Below are 23,681 nucleotides of genomic sequence, written 5' to 3' on the forward strand. Positions count from 1 at the left end.
ACTCAACTGCGTACTGTGCGCGTTATCGCGCTAGTACATTACTACATCAATTATGGGGCGCCGATTATACGTGAAATTAAGATGAGGTAAAATACAAAAATGGCGCCGCTTTGGGCGCCATAGTTGGGAACAAATAAATTAAAGGCCGAACACTACCTTTTCACTTTTTAGCATACGACTGCTTAGGTAGGTGAAAATAGCAAACAACCCCAGTGTGACCGCGCTCGACAATAATAGTTGTGGTACTGGTATCGCATTGCCTTTAATGATTTCAATCATTGCATTTTGCTGCGCTGCGATCGGCATCCACTGCATAATGTCGGTAGCAATATCATAGGTCGTTGCCATGCTCATCATTACCGGAATGAACAGCGCCATCGCCACATAAGATTGCGCTTCTTTAAATGATTTAGCTAGGAAAGAGATAAATATCAATAAACTGGCAGACATTAACGCAATAGGCAGACCAATTATAATTGCTGAAATAATAAATTTAGGACCAATGACCACTGTAAAGCCCATCATTTCCCATGGCACCATATTATAAGCAAACTTAGATACTATGGTGGTTAACACTAAAGCAATGATAGAAAAACCTGCGATTGCCCCCACTTTAGCTAACACAATATGCATGGTACTGATCGGGTGGCTAAGTAATAGCTGTAATGAGTTACGTTCACGCTCCCCTGCACTACTGTCAATTGCCATACCCATCGCCGCATAAAATAGCGAAATAATAATAGATAATGTTGCAATACCTAATACGAAGCCTCCTTTAGAGGTCGGTGTCGCTTGGTCATGAGTTTGGACATCAATTGCACGTGCAATAGTCGGATCGATACCACGCGCGACTAATCGCAATGAAGCAACTTCGCTGTTGTATAACATGAGGTTACGCTCTAGTCGGTTAATTGATGAACGTAACTTTTGCTCCGATTTATCAGCAATGATAAATACCGTCGCACTCTTACCTTGCATCATATTTTCTTGGTAATCTTCGCTTACCTCCAAGGTAATGGCTTTAACCTCTTCGCCTTCACCATGTTCAATTTCTTTACTCGCTAAAAATTGTACTAAGTTTGGCGCATTTTCTGCGTTATTAATGGTGATTTTGAGTGCTTCAGGCGAAGCCATTTGCTTAAACATGACGGTAAACAATACACACATTAGAATAGGTGCACCGATACAATAGTAAAGGCCAGCCATCACTGAACGTTTGTCGCGGCTTGCGTCTAACACTTCTTTTTTAAATAAAACTGAGATTAATTTCATCATGCTGCAATTCCTTCATCTGTACCTATCAGGGTAATGAAAGCTTCCTCAAGCGACGCTTTACCTGTTTGTTCACATAGGGCCTCTGGAGAACCTTCCGCGACCACTTTGCCTTTCGCCATGACCACCACATGATCACAAAGTGCTGCAACTTCTTGCATCACGTGGCTAGAAAATAAGACACAGTGACCTTGCGCCTTAAGCATCATCAACAAATCCCGTAACACTCTGGTACTCATTACATCTAAACCACGTGTTGGCTCATCAAGTACAATATTCGTTGGTTTATGCACGATTGCCTGTGCCAACGCCGTTTTCATTCTTTGGCCTTGTGAAAAGCCTTTACAGCGTCTATCCGCGATATCCAACATTTGTAGCTTTTCTAATACTTCTTGCGTCGCTGTAGCGGCCGATTTTGCGTCCATTCCACTTAGTTCAGCGTAAAATTGGGTATATTCACGCGGCGTCATGCGCTCGTAGAGCCCACATGGGTCTGGGAACAATCCTAATTGTTGTTTTGCCCTGGTTGGCTCTTTGGCAACATCAATACTATCGATAGACGCCATACCTTGATCAGCTTGAAGCAGGCCAAATACGGTCCGTAAGCAAGTCGTTTTACCAGCTCCGTTGGGTCCCAATAGTCCCGTAATTTGACCATCACGAGCGGTAAATGACAGCCCGTCTAGCGCGTTCACTTCACCAATCTTTTTATGTAAGTTATCTACTTGGATCATGAGTTACTCCTTATCAGCTGTTGCAGGGCCATTGATGTTCATAAAGAATTGTTTGCGTGTGTCTTCTTCAAGACAACTGGTATCAAAGTCTCCCACTGTCTTTTCATCGTAAAACTTAGCAATGAGTTTATTAGCACAGCTTTGCCCTGCGACAATATGCGTTGCCGTTGGTGCAACTAAGTGTGTGGCATTGCTTAGTTTTTCCATCGCAACTTCGGCCCACTGAGCAGGCGTTGCTGGATCTAGTCCGCCAGAAAGCAGTAAGGTTGGAATATCCGACGCAACGGGTTCATAGTAACTACTTGGCACCGGACTCACATTCCAAATTGGGCACGTCGCATCCAATCCTGTGATCATCATCTTACCCATATAGTTTTCACTATATTTGACTTTGTCTGCAGCCGTTAATCGTGGCCAATCCTCCCCACATACAATTGCCTGATGCATCCCCATGGCCAATCCAAGGCCGTCTTCACTTGGTGCCATCATGCCAACTAGAGGAGCAAGGTTACCTTTAGTCGCTTCACTAATCGCAAGCGGCACCAATGCGCGGGAGGTATGAGAGTAAAGCGCCATCCTAATCGCGCTAAATAGCTTCATTTTGGTCATCGTCATCGCAAGCGGTTTGCTGGTTCTTGGGTGAAGTACAGAAACCTCTATCGGCGTTTGCTCAACTTGCTTCAGCAAGCGTTGCCATTGCTGCTTTAGATTCGGATAATTATTTGCACACTTTTTATCAGCTTCACATTGTGCAAAGAGAGCGTTCAATGAGTCTTCTATCGCGCCACCAATCGCCATTAAACTTTGGTTATTAGGAGCAAGACCATCTAACACAGCCGATGCAACACTATCAGGGAACTGTCTCATATACTCAAGTGCGATGCGCGTTCCATATGAGCCACCATATAAGTGTAATTTGCTATAGCCAAGCGCAACTCTTACCGCGTCAAAATCTTTTGCGGCCGCAACCGTCGTATAATCGGAAAGATCTGTGTTTAGATTTTCTTTACACTTAAGGGCATCTTCTTTGTAAAAATCGAGACCCAACAAAGTGTCATTTAGCGCAAATTGTTGCTCAAGATCATCCATATCGCATTGCAAAAGATTAGATTTTCCGGTTCCCCGTTGGTCAACAAGTATAATGTCTCTGCTTTCTCTCGCGTATTTAAGGATCCTTTCAAAATTTGCTGCGATTTCGGTGGCTGACTGCCCAGGCCCCCCTGCAAACGCAATAATCGCTTCTTGTGGGTAAAGCTGCTTAATTGCTGGAATAACCATAAAGTGAATATCAATTTTTTGTTCTGTTTTGCTTTCACTTAATGGTTGCGAGATTTTTCCGCATTGCGCTCTGTCACTGAGGCCTTTTGCATAACAAGCGGATAATTCTGCTATTGATGTTGCCGCATGTGATGGCAATGCAGCTCCTAAAATGAGAGGAAGCAGCGCTAGCTTTACTAAGCTTTTCTTAAACTTAAATGGCTTTTTCATAGTTATTTCCTTGTTGACTCACGGTCAGTATGCTAACTTTAAGTGAGTGTATCAGTGTATTATTGTATTAATACAGTAGAATTAGAGTAATGCTAGATCTTATTCATGTCAACCCCAACAGCGCAGAGCCGATTTACAAGCAGCTATTTGATCAGATAGTGCGCTTAATTGTGTCTGGTAAAGCGCAAGCCGGAGAAGAGCTACCTTCTGTAAGAAAGCTAGCTGAGCACTTCTCGGTAAATCCGATGACCGTCTCTCGGGCTATCGGGCAACTTGTCGATCAAGGTTGGCTTGAACGAAGACGCGGCCAGCCGACACGCGTTGCACAGCAGCAAACGGCACAACAGACCGATAATCTACTCCATAAAAACCTAGATATTTTAATTAGTGATGCGAAACAGCTTGGGATCAGTAAGACTGAATTGATATCATTAATTGATAAAAATTGGGGACAAGAATAATGACAAGCCCACTACTACAATTCACCAAAATCCATAAACAATTTACTGACAAGCCAGTTCTTGAAGACATAAACCTTATTATTGAACCAGGCATGGTTATGGGTTTACTGGGACGAAACGGGGCTGGTAAAACGACACTACTGCGAATTGCACTTGGATTAATCGCACAAAATAGTGGTGAGGTTAGCTGCCTCAACAGCAGCAATCTTGAGCTGAGCCCTACATGCAAGAGCCAAATTGGCTATGTGCCGCAACAACCCTGTGGCTATCAAGGCTTTAAAGTCAAAGATGCCCTCACACTGCACCGCAGCTTTTATCCAAATTGGGATATTACACTTGAGCAAGAATGGCTTTCTCGCTTCGAGTTAGACGAAAACAAGCTAGTAAGTAACCTTTCAGTTGGCCAACAACAAAGTTTAGCGCTTATAATGGCGATGTCGTACCGACCTAAGTTACTGATCCTTGACGAGCCAGTGTCAAGTCTCGACCCCATTGCACGCCGAGAATTTATGTCGGACTTATTCGAGTTAGCGCTTGAGTCCAGCTCTGGTGTACTTTTCTCCTCGCATATTACATCTGACGTTGAGCGCGTCGCGAGTCATATTGCCATTATTAAAGATGGTAAGGTTTTGGTTAGTGGCGAATTAGATACACTGAAGGAACAAATTAGGCTTGTACCACATCATCTTACAAATAATCTGCCATCAGGGCACTTACTTCATCAATCTGAACGTTTTAGCATTTATCAAGCTCACGACAGTGCAAACTGGCAAGCGGACTTACAGCAAAGCCATAGTAACCTTGAGCAGCTCTTTGTGGAGCTACATACATGAGTACATTAACGCAGCGTAATTGGTGGGCAGGGTTTTCCGGGTTTTGGTTGCGAGAGTGCGGCTCAGCAAATTTTTTCATTCCAGGGATCTTAGCGTCTATCGCTTCACCTTGGTTAACCTTGATAGAAGATCAAAACATACAAGTATTTAGTTTGGTCTTTTCAATCAGCGCCTTATGGATGGCTTTTTGTTGGCAGTTAGTGAAGTTGCAAGCACAGGAAAGTGCCTTACTATTTCCTGCAATTAAACAGCACATATACTTGCAAGGTACGATAATTCTGGTCATTGGCTACCTACTCAATGCCCTTGCTCTTCTCAACCACCCCGCACCTGAAGTTGCCTATGCCATGCTGTTTGCAACAAGTTTTGGCGGTAGTTTCTTTTTACTATGTATTCGAAATAGTGCGTATTTCAAACATAATAGTTACGTTTTTATGCTCGCACTCGTGCTCGCTATGTTTTATGGCGACGCCTCCCAAATTTTAGCACTGCTTGCCGTCCCCCCTATGTTAATGGGAACATACCTGTTAGTGACACGGACTCATCACTGCCAATGGCATCATTTGGCATATCAAACCTACATAAATAATATTCAAACTGGGTGGCTCCCAAGCAATACCTTCGTACCAGATTTCCTCACTCGGGGGTTTAGACAATTTTTTATGCCGATGAGCTATTTTGCAGGTAATCTGTTGATACAAACCTGTCAGATATTGTTTGCCTCTGGGCTATTAGCCATTGTGGCAAGTGGCTTTTTTGGTGTCACATTCCATTTTGTTGTCGGCTTTACCGATATGCTTGTTTTGATGGTCGCTATTTTTGTCTGTTGGTCCAAACTACAAACAAAAATGACATGGGATCAACTATACCTACTCCCCATCTATTCAAGCCTTAAAGCGATAAAGCAGGCGTACCACGTCTCTGCGGTTAAACTTGGGTTTTGCCTAGCCTTGTTTCAACTTCTAATATTGCTAGCTTGTAGCGTCCTTTCCACATTCGAGGCTGTGGCTTTCTACTTAGTGATATTTACAGGCTCTATCGCGGGGTTTGTTCTTTGCGTTGCGCTAGGAAGCATGATTAAAAGCGCCCTTGCATTGTCGTTTTCCTGTATGTTCGTAGTCATTTTGCATAGTGCGTTTAAATCTTACCTGTTAAATCACGAACAATCTGCAACCACCCTTTACCTATTATTAGGTTACGTTGTGATAGCCATCGCACTGCTTCTTTACAGTAATAAGAGGTTTGATTAAGAAGGATGTCGCTCGTAGTGGCGTGGCGCTATAGCACTTGAACCATCAGAGATGATGCTAGTAAGAATAAAGGAGTGATAGTGAGCATAAATCGATTATCACTCTTTTATAACCGCTATATTTAATGGGTGTGGGTTCGACTATTAATAAAGTCAGTGACCGAAAACAACACTCCAGAGATCACGAAAGTAATGTGTATGCCTACTTTCCAAGCAAGCTGCTCACTGGTTAAATCTTGAGAATGAATAAAGACCTTGAGCAACTCTACGGCAGATATCGCCACGATGGCGCTGATCAGCTTGATTTTAAGCCCTGAGAAGCCAACTTTCCCCATCCAAGTCGGTTTATCTTCTTGTGGTTCGACATTAAGCTTAGAAACAAAATTCTCGTAGCCACTAAAAATAATGATGATCAACAGCCCGGCCAGTAAAGCTGTATCAACCAATGTTAAGATACCAATGAGTAACTCTTGATTTGTCGCTGTAAGCGCACTGATGGTCATCACATAAAGCTGTTTAAAGAACTTAAGTAACAGCAACACAATCGCGAGTAGTAGGCCAACAAAGAACGGCGCTAACAGCCATCGTCCTTTAAATAAGGTTCTTTCTAAGAGATGTTCATAACGATTAAATTGCTCATTCTCGGACTTAGTTTCTTGCTCCATGTTTTTGATTTTCACCATTTTTAGTTAGTTTAACTTAACCTATAAATGTAGCATCAACGCTTATATTTCTCACCATTTTTTAATATAAATTTGAATCAATTTTCTGCTCTTAAAGAGAAAATTAATTCGTTTTCCTTATTTTAAATTTTGCTTTAAAACATGCTTGTTCTTTCAACTAACAGGTAACACGAATGAAAACCTTAGTTTCATCATTAATCGCTCTATCTCTTTTTGCTTGTGTACAAGTACAAGCCGATGAAGAGTTACCAGTCGCGCCTGCAGATTTGGTTCAAGAGTTAACTCAAATGTGCCTTGATTGGGCAAAGGATGATGATGTACAAGCATCTGAGATGAAAAAATATGTTTTAAATTGCGTTAACGACGAACTAGAAGCAACTGGCTATCAAAAAGTCAAAGACGTAAACATTAAGTAATACCAGTTCGCTTATTTAACCTGAGCTGCGGATAATTAATGCCTTTCTAGCAGCCAGTTTTAGCGCTAACTGCGTTGAATTCACTTCCAATAGCCAGCTATTGGTGCGTAAATTCGCCTTGCCTACAGGATGTAGGTACCTTAACGAGAGCAGGACGCGGAAGCGGTGTTTTCCCTAAAACTCTCTGGCTAGACAAGGAGAAAACTAAGTTGTGCTTTAGCAACAATGAGTTGGAACATTCCTTATCCAAACCTCAGGTTATTTAAGTGATGGCATTCATGATGAAAAAGGCCGCTCAATGTGTTGAGCGGCCTTTTGTTTTTAATAATATTTTGGACAAAATATCCATTGCACCCGAAGACGCATATCGATGTTTGGCTAATCGTTAAGCTTTCTTTTTCTTGGTGGTTTTCTCTTCTTCTACCCATTTACCATTGCTATATGTCGCTTTCCAGCCAGTTGCCTTACCATCCACTTCTGTCATCACATATTGTGTCTTGGTTTTTCTAGAGTAGCGAACAATCGCTGGATTACCATCCGAGTCTTGCTCAGGCGCGTCAGCCAGATAATAGAATTTAGGTGAAATTCTATCTCTGAAGCGTTTTAACTCTGATACTTTCGGAGCACGTGTCTCACGAGATTTCGGGAATGTGTGCGCCGCTAAGAAAATACCTGAAGCGCCATCTCGAAGCACAAAGTGCGCATCCGACTTTTCGCACTCTAGTTCCGGTAGCGGAACTGGATCTTCTTTCGGTGGTGCAGCTTCACCGTTTTTCAATAGCTTACGTGTATTTTTACAGTCTTCATTTGTACAACCAAAATACTTACCAAAACGGCCAGATTTAAGCTGCATATCCGAGCCACACTTGTCACACTCAATCAGTGGTCCATCGTAGCCTTTGATCTTAAATGCACCTGTCTCAATGACATAGCCCTTACACGCAGGGTTATTACCACATACATGGAGCTTTTTCGTTTCATCGATAAGGTATGAGTCCATTGCCGTTTCGCAAATTGGACAACGTTTCATATGACGCAGCGATTCAGCTTCTGCTTCTTCGTCCGCATCCGCAGCAACCGCTTCATCACCAGATACTAGATTAATTGTGGTGGTACAACGCTCTTTTGGTGGCAAATTATAGCCTGTACAGCCAAGGAATACCCCTGTAGAAGCAGTACGAATCCCCATTTTACGTGAACATGTGGGACAATCGATGTCTGTTTCAACCATCACATTTTGTCGCATACCGCCTTCACTTTCATCGCCTGCTGCAACTTCTAGCTGGTTAGAAAAGTCGGCGTAAAACTTATCAAGTACCTGTGTCCATAGACGTTCGCCTTCTGCAATATCATCAAGGCGACCTTCCATTTTTGCGGTAAAGTCAAAGTCCATTAAATCATTGAAATTCTCAACGAGTCTGTCAGTAACGATCTCGCCCATTTTTTCAGCGTAAAAACGGCGGTTTTCAACGCGAACATAACCACGGTCCTGAATCGTCGAAATGATAGCTGCATAGGTAGATGGACGACCAATACCACGCTTTTCTAATTCCTTAACTAAGCTTGCTTCGCTGAAACGTGCTGGTGGTTTCGTAAAGTGCTGCTTAGGATCAATCGCAATAAGATCAAGCTTGTCGCCAACCGAAACACTTGGAAGCGCCTGCTCTTCTTCATTCTTCTTACGAACGGCCGGTTGTACACGTGTCCAACCATCAAAACGTAGCACACGACCTTTCGCTTTTAACGTGTAATCTTCCGCGGCCACGGTCAGCGTCGTTAAGTCATACTCTGCAGGCATCATCTGACACGCCACAAACTGACGCCAAATAAGCTCATAAAGCTTCTTAGCATCTGCCTCTACGCCGTCTAAATGACCTGATAATATCGTCACATCAGAAGGACGAATTGCCTCGTGCGCTTCTTGTGCATTGCCTTTTGCGGAATAACGCAGCGGTGCTTCTGGTAGATACTTACTACCAAACTCACTATCAATATAGCCACGACACATTTCTAACGCATCGTTTGATAGGTTCGTCGAGTCCGTACGCATATAGGTAATGTAACCCGCTTCGTATAGACGCTGTGCTAACATCATGGTTTTCTTTACGCCATAGCCTAAACGAGTACTTGCCGCTTGCTGCATTGTGGAGGTAATAAATGGCGCACTTGGCTTACTCTTACTTGGCTTTTCTTCAACCTTGACTACTTCGTAAGCACTGCTTTCAAGCACTTGTACGGCAGAATCAGCCTGCGCTTTATTTACTGGCTTAAATGCTTCGCCTTTAAACTTAGTAACCGCTAGGCGAATATCATCTTTTGTTGCTTTAACATCAGCGTGAATATCCCAAAACTCTTCTGGAATAAACGCTTTAATCTCACGCTCTCGCTCAACAAGTAATCTCACAGCAACAGATTGTACGCGACCTGCCGATAACCCTCTTGCTACTTTTTGCCAAAGCAGCGGGGATACCATGAAGCCAACAACTCGGTCAAGGAATCGTCTTGCCTGCTGCGCATATACCATGTCGGTGTTAAGGTCGCCAGGCGCTTCAAACGCTTGGGTTATCGCGTTTTTGGTGATCTCGTTAAAGACCACACGCTTATATTTGCTCTCATCGCCACCGATAATCTGTTCAAGGTGCCAAGCAATGGCTTCCCCTTCTCTATCCAAATCGGTTGCGAGATAGATATGGTCAGCATCCTCAGCAAGCTTTTGTAGTTCTTGAACTACTTTTTCTTTACCCGGCAAAATTTCGTAATGCGGTTCCCAACCCTTCTCAGGATCAATCCCCATCCTCGCAACTAAATTTGCATAATCTTTTTGCTTTTTATATTGCGCTTTTTCTTCAGGTGACATTTTACGTACTTCAGCTGGCGACTTAGTTGCCAAGCCTTTCGTTTTACCTGCCCCTGAGGTAGGAAGATCTCGAACATGGCCTACACTGGATTTAACAATGTAATCCTTGCCGAGGTATTTATTGATTGTTTTTGCCTTCGCGGGAGACTCTACAATTACTAGCGATTTGCCCATAGCTGCCTATTTTTGACCGATTCTGTCTGATGTTTGCCCTTACTTGGGCGTTAAATTACTTATAGGTATATCTACAAACACCTATTGTTACAAGCTAAAAATACTAACTTTTCCCTGATCACCGAATTATTATCCAATTTGTGTACAATATTCAGCCAATTTAGGGACGCATTCATATATATAAGGTTAAGGCACGGGAATATAAAGGAATAGAAACAAAAATGCCAACCCGAAAGTTGGCATTTGTCATTTTATCCAGCGTCAATGACGGTTAATGGTACACTTTGAACCAAGCCATCATCGTCATCACCTAATCCTTTAAAAGTAAACTTAATCGTCAACTCACCCAAAGTTTTATTATTAGGCTCGGTTTCACGAGTCAGAAATGCAGAATAGACCAATGGCTTATCGGTTCCTGTATTTCCTAATACATCGGTTTGAGTTCCAGATGCAAGTTCACCATTGGTGGTCGCTATTTCCACTTCTGTTTTCGCAGGCAACGGATTACCGTTAATATCCGTGACGAAGATAGAAACTCTAACGTTACTTATTTGATCGTCAATTGTGTCGTCATCTATCTCAGGAGCAGATAAATTGATTGTTTGAACATCACAATATTGAGCGTCATCGGATTCCTCAAGGTCTAAGATAACAACAGTATTTCCATTGTCAACGCGAGTAACGTCTTGGCATTGATCAAGTTGGTTTGCTGTCAGTCCCATACTTTGTGCATCCGATTTTCTAACTGCGAATCGTACATAAGCGGTGTCATCAGACATAATTAGTTCAAAATTTCTAAAGACGTTAACCAACTCACGGTTACACTGATTTTGCGCTAAAGCAGCTTCAGAACAAAGTAAGCCATTATATTTACCATCTCCAGGAACACCATCACCATTAGCGTCATAATCAAAGATGCCATTGTTATTTGCGTCTATCCACCAATCATCATGGCCACCATTTTTCGTATTCACCGGTGTGCAAGGACCGGTAGTTGGTGATGCGTCACAATCTTCTTTGTCAAACCGTCCATTTTCATTGGTATCCAAAATAGCTTCTGTGAGATCAAACTCCTGACGATATTCGCCAACATCAAACAAACCATTCCTGCGCTGATTTTCAGCGTCAGATTCTTCATCTCTGAAACTTTCTTGGCCTTTAACAAAAGCAAGGACACCAACTCGACCACCCATCACAACTCGTTCTTCAGCATCAGGATCATCTCCTATTTTGGGTGCATCTTTTTGACGCTTTAATCCATTGATACAAGGTGCTGGTCTATTAAAATAAGGATCACAATTCCAATTGTCAGGAATATTCGCAACCGTACCTTTTTTTCTTGGCGCAATATCATTGATCCTATTGCCCCATTTAGGGTCAGAAAACGGACGTTCACCTTGGCTACGCCACACCACCGAACAGGTTGCCTTACTTGTTCTGCAATCATAGGTATCAGGAGATTCTAAACTACCGATAACTCCAGCTTCTGCGATGACGGTTGCCGCTACTCCATCGGCATTGAAGTGATTGAATTGATCACCAAAGAACAACGTGATATTTGTTGTCACTCCACTGTAACTGTATGAGTTTGAATTAATAATATCTGGAGCCGCGTCAAAGGTATCTTGATCAGTAACGCCAGAACTCAAAATAAGCTGCGATGAGACGCTAAAAATTTGCTCACTTAATGGGATTGTGTGCATAACTCCCGTAGGACAGCGAGCGTCGTCGTTTGATACATCTGCATCATTACATGCTTTGGCGATATCCGTCCAGCAGGTAATCGCATCACCCTCAGGTAAATTCACGTAAGACTCTTCTGGGATATAACACGCACTAACAACGAGTGGGCCAGGTACAATACCAGATTTAACCGTCGTTCTTACAATACCATCTGCATTGGTATTTCCCGTAATTTGCGTAAGCGAGGCAAGACCTTGTTCGTCTGACAAGCTAAAGTCAACTCGTGCTCGTGGAATTGCAAGGTTGTCTTCATCTACCAGTTTAAAGCTCACAACTGATTGCGTTGGTAACCCACCTTCTCCGGGCGGTAAAGCAATAAATTGGTTAAACCCATCTTCCTCAGGTAAAAATTGTACCGCTTGTGCAAGTGCGCTATCCACTTCAATAATCGTTTCTTGATTTATTGGAGAGCTGCCGTTTTGGATAGTAACAGAGATCCTATCTTCACCCTGACAACCTTTAGCACGATATGTAGAGCGGGCGATACCATTGGAAGTATTTACCGTTTCATCTAATTCTGCCAGCGCGGGAATTGCTGAAGCACATGCCGAGCTAAATGCAACTGCAACTGCACTGTTGATTAATGCCCCATTCTGATCTTTTAGTGTCACAGTGATAACCGTACTGCCACCAGCTGAAAGCTTCTGCTGTACGCCACTGCTATCAACTAAACCATTATCAACCGTGACATTTAGTTGAGCGACACCGACACTAAAGTTGATTGACTTAGTTACATCCACATAATTAGGTGAATTTACTGTGATAGTACCAGCACCACCTTGGTTTCCAGGTTTAAGATTTAAAATTGCAATACCAAAAGTATCCGTCAATGCGGTATCTGGTGAGATTGTTCCTATTGTTGTTTCTGCACCGATAAGTACGTTTGCAATGCCATCACCAGTCTGGCTGGATGTCATTTTAATGAAGATCTCAGCAGTCTCGTTTGACGATACTCGATTAACATGACTACAGCCAGCCGCAATTGGATCTATCATAGCCTGATCACGGTTATCATCCCAGCCCGCGGGGCATTTACTTAACAACATAACCTCAAGTTTTGCTGACGCGGTTGCATCACCGTCATCCCCCCCACCTTGAGAGGTAAAATCAAACGTTTGCGAGACTGTATTGCTACCATTTGTATAAGTAGCGGTAAGACGGCCCGCACCAACAACATTGGTCGCTTTTAGTGTAATTGTTGCTTTGCCGGCTTCGTCTGTTAGAACTGAACCTGAACTTGGCGTCATAGTTGCGAAATCATCGCTTGCAAAAACCACTCGGCTGTTCGCTAACGCACTACCATTTTTCGTTAATGTAGCGATTACTTTCAAAGGAACGTCTGATGACAAGCTGTTAGCCCCTCCCTCTCCAGCAAGCGTAATGGCATAAGTACCATCGCTACCATCATCACCATTATCTGTATCTTTTTGGATACTGCCGCCGCCACCGCACGCGATCAGTAAGAATGCTAGCATCAGTATGCTAAAATAGCGCATCAAGGGCATTCACCTATCTCCCTAGCTAAGTTAATTTTATTATTGTTCAATAGTAACTCAATTTTAGCGATAAAATCACAATTTTTTATTAGATTAGGTAGATTTTCTGTCGTGAAATGCTGTTCATCTGCGCCAAGCCTGTTAAGCTTTAGCAGTTTTAAGATACATAGTGTTAGGACAATGTCAGAAAATCAAAAAATGGGCCTAACGGCGCGCATTATGATAGGCATGGTGTTGGGTGTTGTATTAGGCCTCACTCTTCAAGCCATCCTAGGTAAGAATAAAGAAATACTTATTCCTTTAGGTCTCTTTGACCTCCCCATTAAAGGTTTTCTCGTTGACGGTTTATTCCACATAGGTGGGCAGATCTTCATTGCAAGCTTAAAAATGCTTGTTGTTCCTTTAGTGTTTATTTCCCTTGTATGTGGCACATGTAGCCTTAGTGACCCAAAAAAGTTAGGTCGCTTGGGTGGTAAATCCATTGGTTTGTATCTCATTACTACGGCAATCGCAATCACGGTAGCAATTACGCTCGCACTGCTCATTGCACCTGGTGGTGGCATTGAAATTCCAAGCAGCGCATCATTTGACGCAAAGCAAGCACCAACACTTGTGCAAGTCATAATCAACATGTTCCCAACCAACCCAATTGACGCGATGGCCAACGGTAACATGCTTCAAATCATCGTCTTTGCGCTGTTATTTGGTATTGCTATGGCATTAAGCGGAGATGCCGGTGCTCGCCTAGCATCCGTATTTGAAGATCTAAATACAGTAGTGCTTAAGCTAGTGACTTTATTAATGAATGTTGCCCCATACGGCGTATTTTGCTTGATGGCTAAGTTGTTTACAACCATCGACATGGGGTTAATTGCCGAGCTCGGCAAATACTTTATGGTGGTGCTGGCAGCGCTGCTAATTCATGCATTCATTAACTATTCAATCTTATTTAAGCTGTTAACCGGGTTGAGTCCAATCATCTTCCTGAAGAAGATGAAAGACGCGTGTATGTTTGCCTTTAGTACCTCAAGTTCAAGTGCAACGATGCCTGTAACATTAGAGACTGCAACTAAGAAGCTAGGCGCGCACAACTCGGTTGCTTCTTTCACGATCCCTCTGGGTGCAACCATTAATATGGATGGCACAGCTATCATGCAAGGTGTTGCAACAGTTTTCATCGCTCAGGTATTTGGCGTAGACCTCACCATCAATGACTATCTCATGGTTATTTTGACTGCAACTCTTGCCTCAGTTGGTACGGCAGGTGTGCCTGGCGTTGGTTTGATCATGCTTGCAATGGTACTTAACCAAGTTGGATTGCCTGTTGAAGGTATCGCGCTTATCATCGGTGTGGACAGACTGCTAGATATGACAAGAACAGCCGTTAATATAACAGGTGACTGTATGGTTACTTGCGTTGTCGCTAAGTCTGAAAACGAATTTGATATTGATGTTTTCAACGACCCTGATGCAGCAAAAGAACTAGAAGAAACCACTTCTAAAGCAAAAGCGTAAATATCAATAACGCAGCTAGTTATACGAGCTGCGTTATTCTCCTCCTCAACAAGCCAACTCAATACTCCTCTCTGCGACATATCAGCTATCCATACCCTTTTCTTCATTGTCACTTTTTCTTAGGTACAGAATAAGATTAAGCAGAAGATTCTCCGTGCCTATACATGTGAGTACTTTAACAATAGCAGGATTTGGAGTTATCGGTAAGCCCCTCTCCCCTCAAAGCTAGACCACTTATCTAGACATTTGTTCAGGCTGAGTCCGGTTCGACGAATGCATTGTTGTGAATAATACCAATTAGTCTTAATACGTACTCAATTTGAAGGAGCAAATCTGACGCTAACGGCGTTAAAAATTTCTCATTTAGAACAACTAAGTAGCAAAATTTTCGCCTTGACTACATGGATGAAGGTACCTTGGCGATAGCAGGATTCGATAGCGGTGTTATTGACAAAATTTCCTCGCCTCAAAATAGACCACTTAAGTAAGCAAATTGGTATAAGAAAAAACCGCGCTATAAAGCGCGGCTTTCACCCTAATAAACGTTAACGTATTAGAATTGGTATGCAAACTTCACGTATGCTTGACGACCAAGGATACTGTGCGTTTTGTTGTCAATCCCCATAGACTCTGAAGGGGCAAGCGGCGCTTCCTCATTAAACAAGTTAGACGCCCCCAGTGTTACTGTCAGCTTTTCTACGCCAATATAACTGACACTCGTATCTACGGTAGTCCATGAATCGATCTCATATTTATTGCCATCACTATCGGCAAGGTCTTTATACGAATCGACATAGTTTACACTGATATTTGCAAGCCAATCGTTCTTGGCCCAGTCCATGCCAGCGGTCCAACGGAACTGTGGATGCTGATATTCTCCATTGAGATCTTCTGCAACATTGAATGTGTTACCTTGATCGTCACTTTCAAACGACTGTTCTTCAAAGTTAAGTGCGTAAGTTAAGTTGTAATTGAACTTAAACTCACCCATTTCACGTGTAGTTAATGCGTAGCCTAAGTTAACATCAAAACCGTCTGTTTCACGACCACCAATGTTAACAAAGGTGTCGTTAATGGTTAGAATACGACCAAGAGTGCTACCTTGATTAGGCCCACGTACCACCAAATTAGGATCGGTACCGCAACAATCAACTAACTTTTGTGCACCAATTTTCTTAATGAGATCTTCCTGATCATAGTTCCAGTAATCCACACCGATACTAAAGTCATCGGTTGCTTGCCACACAACACCTAAGTTGTAGTTTTCTGACTCTTCTGGTTGTAGATTTTTGTTACCAGACACAATCGCAGTGTACTCATACGGGCTACAATCATCATCGGCACCAGTTTGGCGACAACGCTCGCGGTCTATCACGCTTGGAGATTCGTCTGTTCTACCTAGATGTAGCTGCACAAGAGAAGGTGCTCTAAATGCTGTACCCCAAGAACCACGAACCACAAGGCTATCAAGAGGTGACCAACGGAATGCTACTTTTGGATCAGTTGTTGTCCCAAAGTCGCTATAGTCTTCATAACGCAATGCTAATTGTAGCTCTAGCGTATCTAGTACTGGTACGCTAAATTCTGCGAATATCGCAGTATTATCACGATCACCGTTCGCTTGCGTCGCTTCTGTACCAAAGATTTCGCCTCTGATGTATTGGCTATCTGGGTTATCTTCGATTTTCTCGTAGCGATGTTCGAAACCAAACGCTGCAGCAACGTAGCCTGCACCCAATTCAAACAGCTCTCCTGAAATGGTACCGTCTAATGATTGCATGGTTGATGCACCATAACGTGTAGTCGTGGTCTCAAAAAACGCCAGACCTGCTTCTGTATTGGTGCTTGGTTCAAATGGGTTCCAAAGACCCTCATCAATCGCTTGTTGCGCTCTTAGCTTGTTAGGGAAACCGTCAAAACCCTTTTCCACCGCACTTGAACGAATGGCAGAATATGCAACTTCCCAAGACCACGCATTCCACTCACCACGAGCACCAAGGACTGCGCGGTAGTATTCAGAATCGACATCTTTTTTACGGTTACCGATATCAACCGTACGACGACGCATTGAAATATCTACACCATGTAAGAAATGGTCTGGATCGTTAAACAATGGGTGATTTGGGTTATCACCATCCATAAATAGCTCTGTAAAGCTTGGACTACCTGCACCTTGAATGAACGTTGAAGAGTGCTGTGCCGAAATTTCTGCAAAACCTTCAATACCATCGGTGATTTCTTGCACGCCGTTATAGTTAAAGCTAATACGCTCTGTCGACGGAATTGCAGTCATGTGTGACGCATAGTCATAGCGACAAATATCACCAATATCTAAAGCAGGATCGCATTTATCATTGCCCCATACGTCCGTAAAGATAGTCTGTCTTACCTGAGTGCCATCATCCTCAACACGAACGACTGGTAATCTCGCCCACTGCTCGTCTGTTAACATACTTCTCATCACTTCAACACTGCCAGGAATACCTGCAGAGCTTAATGAGTTGTTACCACCGCGAAAACGTTGATCAGCAGAAGCTGTATAGTCACGATCGGCATAAGTTAGATGACCGCGTTTGAAATAATCGAGTGAGAAATTATGGTGGCCATTTTGCGTTGACGAGCCCCAAAGAAGGGTAAAGTTTTGTTCTTCGGCACCACCATCTGCGGTGTCTGAGATTTTACCTGCAACTTCAAAACCATCGATATCGTCACGGAGAATGATGTTAATAACACCTGCTACCGCGTCAGAGCCATAAGTTGCTGAGGCACCATCTTTTAGAATATCTATGCGCTTAACCGATGAAACCGGAATAGTATTTAAGTCAACAAATGATGTTTCGATATCTTTTGCAAACGGGCTCACCGCAACGCGGCGGCCATTGATTAATACAAGCGTCGAAGATGCCCCTAACCCTCTTAGCGCGACACTAGAGCCACCATTTGCAGTGTCATCGCTGGAGTTACCTTGTGTACTAAAAGTACCAGTACCCGATACTGGCAGCTTTTGTAACGCACCAATTAGGTCAGTTGATCCCGTTGAAGCTAAATCAGCAGCTGATAAGCTTTGGATCGGTGACGGGCCTTCTAAATCTGTTCTTTTAATGTGAGAACCGGTCACTTCAATACGTTCAACTTGCTTTGTTTCTTCAGCCTTAACTTGTTGATTCATGCCGATTAAAACGGCAATAGAGAGCGCACTGAGTGGTAATTTATAGGTCATCCTGTTTCCCCTTAAGTTGATAATTACACTGTAGTTTTTTTAATAATCAAACCATTATTAGCACACCAAGTAAACTTTAACAACGCATTTATTTAACAAAAAGTTTCCAATTTAGGGATATGACGACAGAAAAAAGCGATGAATACACATCGTTATTTGCCAACTTGAATTATTGTCAAAAGAGGGATTAAAGGTGATTGGAGAGGCTTTTACCTGCAAGAAATGCAAAGGTGAAGTAACGTCCTGCGAATCTGGTCAGTCTGAATAGCCCAGACTAAAGTCTATAGACGTTACTTTATGTTATGAAGGGCTAATTATAGTGCTAGCCAAGGTTGCACTGACTTCACATTTGCAGAGTCGACAAAGTGAGTATTGTCGTTTGACCACGCCTTCGGGACACTGATTCGACAGACTTGCGACTCACACTTCATTGCAGCGCCGGTGACGGTTTGACTTCTGCCAAAGGTCACAATGACTCCCTGTTGCTCAGGCAGCAAAAATGACAGCAAGTTTTTAATAAAGAAGCCCGATAGATCCGCCAATAACGCTTCAAACTCCAGTTGCATTTTATAAAGGTCAGCCTTGCTCAAAGATGTCGTGTTAAATAACTCAGCTTCAATCTGCATTTTTAGCTGACAGTCCGAGCTTGCGCCCTTCGTTTCAATCACTACTTTTGCCTTATCTTTGTCCAATTCCTTGTCAAATGGTAGCAATAGTTGCGCTTCATCAGTGTACGATAATGGAAAGCTCGCTTCCTCGGTCACAATATTACCCATCGTGATTTTACATGCTTGCATACTCACTGTATCGACAAGGTAAAAACCCACACGTGCAAACTCAAACTCGCCTTTACTTACCACTTTTAGTCTGTCGTAAAAGCTGTCGTATGCAAAGGTGACCGTTTTAGCGGAGGCTATCGCACTCCAAAGTGCCATTATCAGGACAAGTACAATCTTACTCTTCATCAAAATATGCTCGGTTATGCCTTATCATATCGTTAAGTTCGTTCACGTAATCTTCACCACGCTCTGAATAACTCAACAGTCCACTTGTTAATACTGTCGCGTCAATCGGTGCTTTTTGAGCTCGTAGCTCTGCTCGTACCGAACGCAACTCCCTGTATGCATCATTGGTGTTAATATTTCTAAAGTATGACTTGACCGCAGCCCTTACCGACTGAAATGCTCTCACTTCGTGATCGGCCGCATCTTCTCGCCGTTTCGGCACCATACCGCAGCCTTTGGTGTAACACCATTGACCAAAAAAGTTTAACCCAATTCGTGCAAACCGTGACGTACCCCAAGCAGATTCATTAGCAGCCTGCATCAGCGCCAGCTCTTTAGGAATAATATCCACACGGCGTAATGCGCGTTTGAGCGAAGATTCATTAATGGCTTCGCCTTTTAAATCATACTTTGTGAAAATCATCGCAACCTTTTCTATTTGTTTGCGTGTTAGAGTTTCATCAAATTGCACCATCATCAGAGCAATTTCAAGCGTTGCTCGTTGCTCTAGGATCTGTTTATTTTCGGCTTCTACGTGCGGTTTAATAAAGTCGAAAAACGCCGTTTTCTTTTGCTTAATGTCACCAATGGCTGAGAAATTGGGTAGCTTTACGCTATGGAGTGGCTTTTCAGGCACCTTAGGTACAACCTCTGCCCCCGCATACTCTTGATCTAAGGTGGAATCTTGAGGACTTTTATCTTGGATAAAAGGATAAATTAATGCCCAAATGGTCACTAGGGCAACAATGAGTTTAATCAGTTTAGCTTGCATACTTCTCCTCGCAGCGGCGTTGTTCAGGAAACGGAGTCTCTTTCCTTAAGTCTCTAAGAACTTTTCTCAAGCCCACTCAATAACAGTTTTATTCTGTTACTATAGTTTGATAGAGCGTTGATCAATTGCGCCAAAATAACAGTATTCAAAAATAGCGGCTGATAATATCAAAAGCCGCAATTAAACGCGAATTTTCGTTCAGTTATCGTACATAGTTTAGACGAATTTAAGGTATAAAGAAAAAGGAACAGAGGTATGACGTCTAACGCTTGGCAGCAGCGCCTGCTATCGCAGCAAAAAAATCGCCCTAACGACAATCGCTCAGCATGGCAAATAGATCGCTCTAGGATCATACATGCCGCAGCTTTTAGACGCTTGCAAGCCAAAACCCAAATTATGGCAATCGGCGTTAACGATTTTTATCGAACTCGTCTAACGCACTCTTTGGAAGTATCGCAAATAGGCAGCGGCCTACTGCGCTATCTAAGAAAACAACACCCTGAATTTGAACACTTTCCTTCGACAAGCCTTATTGAAACTTTGTGTCTAGCGCATGATATCGGCCACCCGCCTTTTGGCCATGGTGGAGAAATAGCACTTAATTACCTTATGCGTGATCACGGAGGATTTGAAGGAAACGCGCAAACCTTGCGTATTGTCACCAAACTGGAACCATACACTAAAGGTTATGGCATGAACTTAACGCGCCGCACCTTACTAGGTTTTATTAAATACCCTGCATTAATCGACACACTTTGGTATCACCAACCAACGCAAACACAAAGTCGAAAATATATATTGTCAAGTGATTGGCTGCCAGCTAAAGGCATCTATCAATGCGACCAATCAGTATTTGATTGGATCCTCTCGCCATTTTCTCAAAACGACCAAATGAAGCTGCAAGAAACCGAGGTTAAAGACACCTTCCGTCGCAAGACTAAGTTTAAATCGTTAGATTGCGCCATTATGGAATATGCTGATGATATCGCCTATGCAGTTCATGATTTAGAAGATGCGATAGCTACCGAGACCCTTAACGAGGCAGCATGGCATGATTTTGCTCTGCCTGAATTGCAAAAGTTAGACTCACCTTGGTTAAAGCAAAACTTACCGCGCGTAAGCGAGAGTTTATTTTCAGAAGATGAATCTAATCGAAAAGATACCATAGGTGAACTCGTCAACCTGTTTATTGTGCATTGTAAACTCACCGTTCAAGACTCAGATTTTGACTCCGCCCTACTTCATTTTACCGTTGAGATGGCACCCGAATTTCAGGAAATTCTGCAAGTATTAAAAGTGTTTGTATATCGAAGATTAATTCGTGAACCTAAAATGCAGCAAATTGAGTTTAGTGGTCAAAACCTGCTTATTGATTTATTTGAAGTTTTTGCCAGTGATCCCATGCGATTATTGCCGTATACAACCCAAACACTGTACCAGCAAGCAACCGATGAAACGCAGCAAATGCGCGTATTAGCGGACTATCTTGGTGGCATGTCTGATGAGTATGCACGAAAAACGCATCGACGCTTATTTACCGGGGAGCTGTAAGTAACCTGACGTTGACAGCAGGGAACTTGGTTTATCAATGGAAACTCACTTTTAAATAGCGCCTCAAAGGGTCGATGTAAAGGTGATGGTGCTCCCTTCCAACGCAACAGTGAGTTCCGCATCAATGGCTTCAGCAAAGGCTCTAGCAATAGGCAAGCCTAAGCCAAAGCAATCATTCGCACTTCTCGACTGGTCGCTTTGCCATAGTGGTTCAAATAACTGTGCTAAATTCACGTTTTCGAGCTCGCCGGAAACCTGATTGCTCACTCGAACATTTATCCCATTTGTCGCCCCCTTTTCAATGACAATAAGTGCTTCGGAACCCAGTACACGGTGGCGCTTGGCATTTCTTAGTAAGTTACCAATGATGCTCTCGACTGCCATTAAGTTGGTCTGAATTGGACATTCTGAGCAAGTTGTCTGAATCTCAACATTATCAAATGCTATCTCACCAATCGAACGGTTGATGACTTGCAATACATCAACAACATCGTCTTTAGGTAGCTTTATCTGCTCGTATTTATGTAGCAACATTACATTGGTGACGATGTTTTTCATCCGCTGACTTATTCTTAATACTTCTGGCACAAAGTCATCCGTCAATTCATTGTCTTCCGGGAAACGTGAAATAACTTCCGCCAAATTAATAAGCTCCGTAATGGGCGTTTTTAATTCATGCGAAATATCTGAGGTTAAACGCTTTTCTCGCAAGTACAATTGTCTGTTTTCAACAATAAAACGGTTTAAGCTTTGCTCGACGGGTAATAGCTCAGAAACTGGCTTTTCTAATATTATGGTGTCTGAATCTTTAGAGAAATTTAGTTTGGCTATCTGAGCGTTCATGCTATTCAACGGCGCGAGACCAACATCGACCGTTTTACGAACAAAGACACGAATAAACACCACAACACATACGATAGTCACGATAAAAACGATATCAATGAGCCAAAGAATAAAGTCCAGACCCTCCGACGAGGCCGCGTAGGCAATAACAAGTTCGTCATCAAAAGATTTTTTTTCCCCTTTTAGAGTATGGATTTGCGGAATAAAACGGGTATATATGATCCGTCCCGCACGACCATCTGGCAGGGTTTCACTTACCACTTTACTTTCACCAAGTAATAACGACAAATAGGGTAACTCGTGTTGCGAAAAAAGATCTAAGCTGTCAGAGCGTGCAAAAACTCGGTCGTTCAACCAGATTTGATAATATTCAGGCTCAATATTGCCAGTAAACTCAGGTAAAAATTCACCGGAAAAGTGTAGTTCTAGATGATCTTCATCTTCAGAGACTAGCGTCATCAGCATGCCAACTTTTGTATGCATCGCTTTGTCGAATTGTGAGTCAATCCAAGAATCAACAGCCAAATCTGTAGCGAGTAAAATGGCAACCACAACACCTGTGATGGTAATTGATAATGTGCTAACTAAGTTCCCTCGGATCGATTTCATGGTAATTGCTCAACATAATATCCAAACCCGCGTTTAGTTTTAACTGGCAAACATTGGCCCAACGCTTTGACCTTTTTGCGTAGCGAAGAAAGATGAGCTTCGATGGCATTTTTCGACACGCTATCGAAATTGCCGGTTATATAAGTGCTCAATTTTTCTGGTGTAATAATCTTATTTTGATTAGTAAACAAACATTCCAAAATTTTATACTCATTGGGTGTTAAGTCTATCCGCTGCCCTGCAATTAACGCTGACTTTAGCTGCAAGTCAATGGTTAAGAAACCATGCACAATTTCATCACCGTCTTGTTTAAATGCCCCTCTTCTCATTAGCGTTAATAGCCGTGCATGTAGCTCATCAAACGAAAAGGGCTTGGCGAGATAGTCATCTGCACCACTTAATAAACCCTGCACTCGGTCTTCAGGTTGTGACTTCGCCGACAACACCAACACTCGAGTGTCATTCTTCTGTTGTCTTAGCGCTTTAAGCACACTTATGCCATCCAAACTGGGCAGCATGATATCTAAAATAATTACATCATAGTGATCCATCAGCGCCATACTCAAACCGCTAGAGCCGTCCGCCGTATCATCTACCGTAAAGCCCAGTTTAGAGAGCCCTAAGGTTAAGCTGCGACGCAAGGACTCAGAATCTTCAATCAGTAACACATTCATAAATAAACCTTTGGCTAGTGCTTAATGTCACATAGCTTAGTTGCTCAAACTTAAGATTCGCTAAAGAGAACTTCAACTTTCATCAAT

General features: G+C 42.8%; 17 protein-coding genes. 6 read left to right on the plus strand and 11 right to left on the minus strand.

Features of this window, described 5'->3' with window-relative positions; genetic code table 11:
* Positions 1-138 precede the first annotated feature (138 nt).
* Genes CKO50_RS19660 through CKO50_RS19670 form a run of 3 tightly spaced genes read right to left on the minus strand, consistent with a single transcriptional unit; the run spans position 139 to position 3,494 of the window.
* The gene (locus CKO50_RS19660) at positions 139-1,275 is read right to left on the minus strand and encodes an ABC transporter permease (protein WP_095729530.1); all 1,137 of its coding nucleotides are present in this window, start codon (positions 1,273-1,275) and stop codon (positions 139-141) included.
* Positions 1,272-2,006 carry an ATP-binding cassette domain-containing protein gene (locus CKO50_RS19665; RefSeq protein ID WP_095729531.1) on the minus strand — a complete coding sequence of 245 codons (735 nt, stop codon included), beginning with the start codon at positions 2,004-2,006 and terminating at the stop codon, positions 1,272-1,274. Before CKO50_RS19665 ends, CKO50_RS19660 begins: the two co-directional genes overlap by 4 nt.
* A gap of 3 nt (positions 2,007-2,009) precedes the next feature.
* The gene (locus CKO50_RS19670) at positions 2,010-3,494 is read right to left on the minus strand and encodes an alpha/beta hydrolase (protein WP_095729532.1); all 1,485 of its coding nucleotides are present in this window, start codon (positions 3,492-3,494) and stop codon (positions 2,010-2,012) included.
* A gap of 89 nt (positions 3,495-3,583) precedes the next feature.
* Between CKO50_RS19670 and CKO50_RS19675 the strand changes: the two genes are divergently transcribed.
* Genes CKO50_RS19675 through CKO50_RS19685 form a run of 3 tightly spaced genes read left to right on the plus strand, consistent with a single transcriptional unit; the run spans position 3,584 to position 6,038 of the window.
* Positions 3,584-3,955 (plus strand): GntR family transcriptional regulator, encoded by a 372-nt coding sequence (locus tag CKO50_RS19675; RefSeq protein WP_095729533.1) that lies wholly within the window; start codon positions 3,584-3,586, stop codon positions 3,953-3,955.
* The gene (locus tag CKO50_RS19680) at positions 3,955-4,788 is read left to right on the plus strand and encodes an ABC transporter ATP-binding protein (protein ID WP_095729534.1); all 834 of its coding nucleotides are present in this window, start codon (positions 3,955-3,957) and stop codon (positions 4,786-4,788) included. Before CKO50_RS19675 ends, CKO50_RS19680 begins: the two co-directional genes overlap by 1 nt.
* Positions 4,785-6,038: a hypothetical protein gene (locus CKO50_RS19685; RefSeq protein ID WP_095729535.1), complete on the plus strand. Its 1,254-nt coding sequence runs from the start codon at positions 4,785-4,787 to the stop codon at positions 6,036-6,038. Before CKO50_RS19680 ends, CKO50_RS19685 begins: the two co-directional genes overlap by 4 nt.
* 121 nt (positions 6,039-6,159) lie before the next feature.
* Here CKO50_RS19685 and CKO50_RS19690 read toward each other — a convergent pair whose 3' ends face one another.
* Entirely contained in the window at positions 6,160-6,720 is a 561-nt protein-coding gene (locus CKO50_RS19690) for a TIGR00645 family protein (protein WP_095729536.1), read from the minus strand.
* A 173-nt stretch (positions 6,721-6,893) separates the two neighbouring features.
* On the opposite strand from CKO50_RS19690, the gene CKO50_RS19695 reads away from it, so the two are divergent.
* Positions 6,894-7,136 (plus strand): hypothetical protein, encoded by a 243-nt coding sequence (locus CKO50_RS19695; protein ID WP_010373953.1) that lies wholly within the window; start codon positions 6,894-6,896, stop codon positions 7,134-7,136.
* Between the two features lie 385 nt (positions 7,137-7,521).
* On the opposite strand, the gene topA is transcribed toward CKO50_RS19695, so the two are convergent.
* Together topA and CKO50_RS19705 are read right to left on the minus strand one after the other, a co-directional pair.
* Complete coding sequence (gene topA / locus CKO50_RS19700; protein WP_095729537.1) at positions 7,522-10,167, minus strand: type I DNA topoisomerase; 2,646 nt, start codon at positions 10,165-10,167, stop codon at positions 7,522-7,524.
* 251 nt (positions 10,168-10,418) lie between these two features.
* A complete protein-coding gene (locus CKO50_RS19705; RefSeq protein ID WP_255230597.1) occupies positions 10,419-13,406 on the minus strand; it encodes a hypothetical protein in 2,988 nt (995 codons plus the stop codon).
* A 180-nt stretch (positions 13,407-13,586) separates the two neighbouring features.
* Here CKO50_RS19705 and CKO50_RS19710 point away from each other — a divergent pair, with 180 nt between their 5' ends.
* Positions 13,587-14,921 (plus strand): dicarboxylate/amino acid:cation symporter, encoded by a 1,335-nt coding sequence (locus CKO50_RS19710; protein WP_095729539.1) that lies wholly within the window; start codon positions 13,587-13,589, stop codon positions 14,919-14,921.
* A 553-nt stretch (positions 14,922-15,474) separates the two neighbouring features.
* Here the strand turns inward: CKO50_RS19710 and CKO50_RS19715 are convergent.
* From CKO50_RS19715 to CKO50_RS19725, 3 genes are all read right to left on the minus strand, one after another.
* On the minus strand, positions 15,475-18,141 hold the full coding sequence (locus tag CKO50_RS19715; protein ID WP_095729540.1) for a TonB-dependent siderophore receptor: 2,667 nt from the start codon (positions 18,139-18,141) through the stop codon (positions 15,475-15,477).
* A gap of 314 nt (positions 18,142-18,455) precedes the next feature.
* A complete protein-coding gene (locus CKO50_RS19720; RefSeq protein WP_095729541.1) occupies positions 18,456-19,106 on the minus strand; it encodes a DUF2987 domain-containing protein in 651 nt (216 codons plus the stop codon).
* Complete coding sequence (locus CKO50_RS19725; protein ID WP_095729542.1) at positions 19,096-19,917, minus strand: glucosaminidase domain-containing protein; 822 nt, start codon at positions 19,915-19,917, stop codon at positions 19,096-19,098. The genes CKO50_RS19720 and CKO50_RS19725 overlap by 11 nt, the downstream gene beginning before the upstream one ends.
* A gap of 255 nt (positions 19,918-20,172) precedes the next feature.
* Here CKO50_RS19725 and CKO50_RS19730 point away from each other — a divergent pair, with 255 nt between their 5' ends.
* Entirely contained in the window at positions 20,173-21,468 is a 1,296-nt protein-coding gene (locus CKO50_RS19730) for an anti-phage deoxyguanosine triphosphatase (RefSeq protein ID WP_095729543.1), read from the plus strand.
* A 63-nt stretch (positions 21,469-21,531) separates the two neighbouring features.
* Here CKO50_RS19730 and CKO50_RS19735 read toward each other — a convergent pair whose 3' ends face one another.
* Together CKO50_RS19735 and CKO50_RS19740 are read right to left on the minus strand one after the other, a co-directional pair.
* Positions 21,532-22,920 carry a HAMP domain-containing sensor histidine kinase gene (locus CKO50_RS19735; protein ID WP_095729544.1) on the minus strand — a complete coding sequence of 463 codons (1,389 nt, stop codon included), beginning with the start codon at positions 22,918-22,920 and terminating at the stop codon, positions 21,532-21,534.
* Complete coding sequence (locus tag CKO50_RS19740; RefSeq protein WP_095729545.1) at positions 22,917-23,594, minus strand: response regulator transcription factor; 678 nt, start codon at positions 23,592-23,594, stop codon at positions 22,917-22,919. The genes CKO50_RS19735 and CKO50_RS19740 overlap by 4 nt, the downstream gene beginning before the upstream one ends.
* Between the last annotated feature and the right edge of the window lie 87 nt (positions 23,595-23,681).

Origin of the sequence: Pseudoalteromonas sp. HM-SA03 (genome assembly GCF_002289345.1) — a bacterium.
In the GTDB taxonomy this organism is placed as follows: domain Bacteria; phylum Pseudomonadota; class Gammaproteobacteria; order Enterobacterales; family Alteromonadaceae; genus Pseudoalteromonas.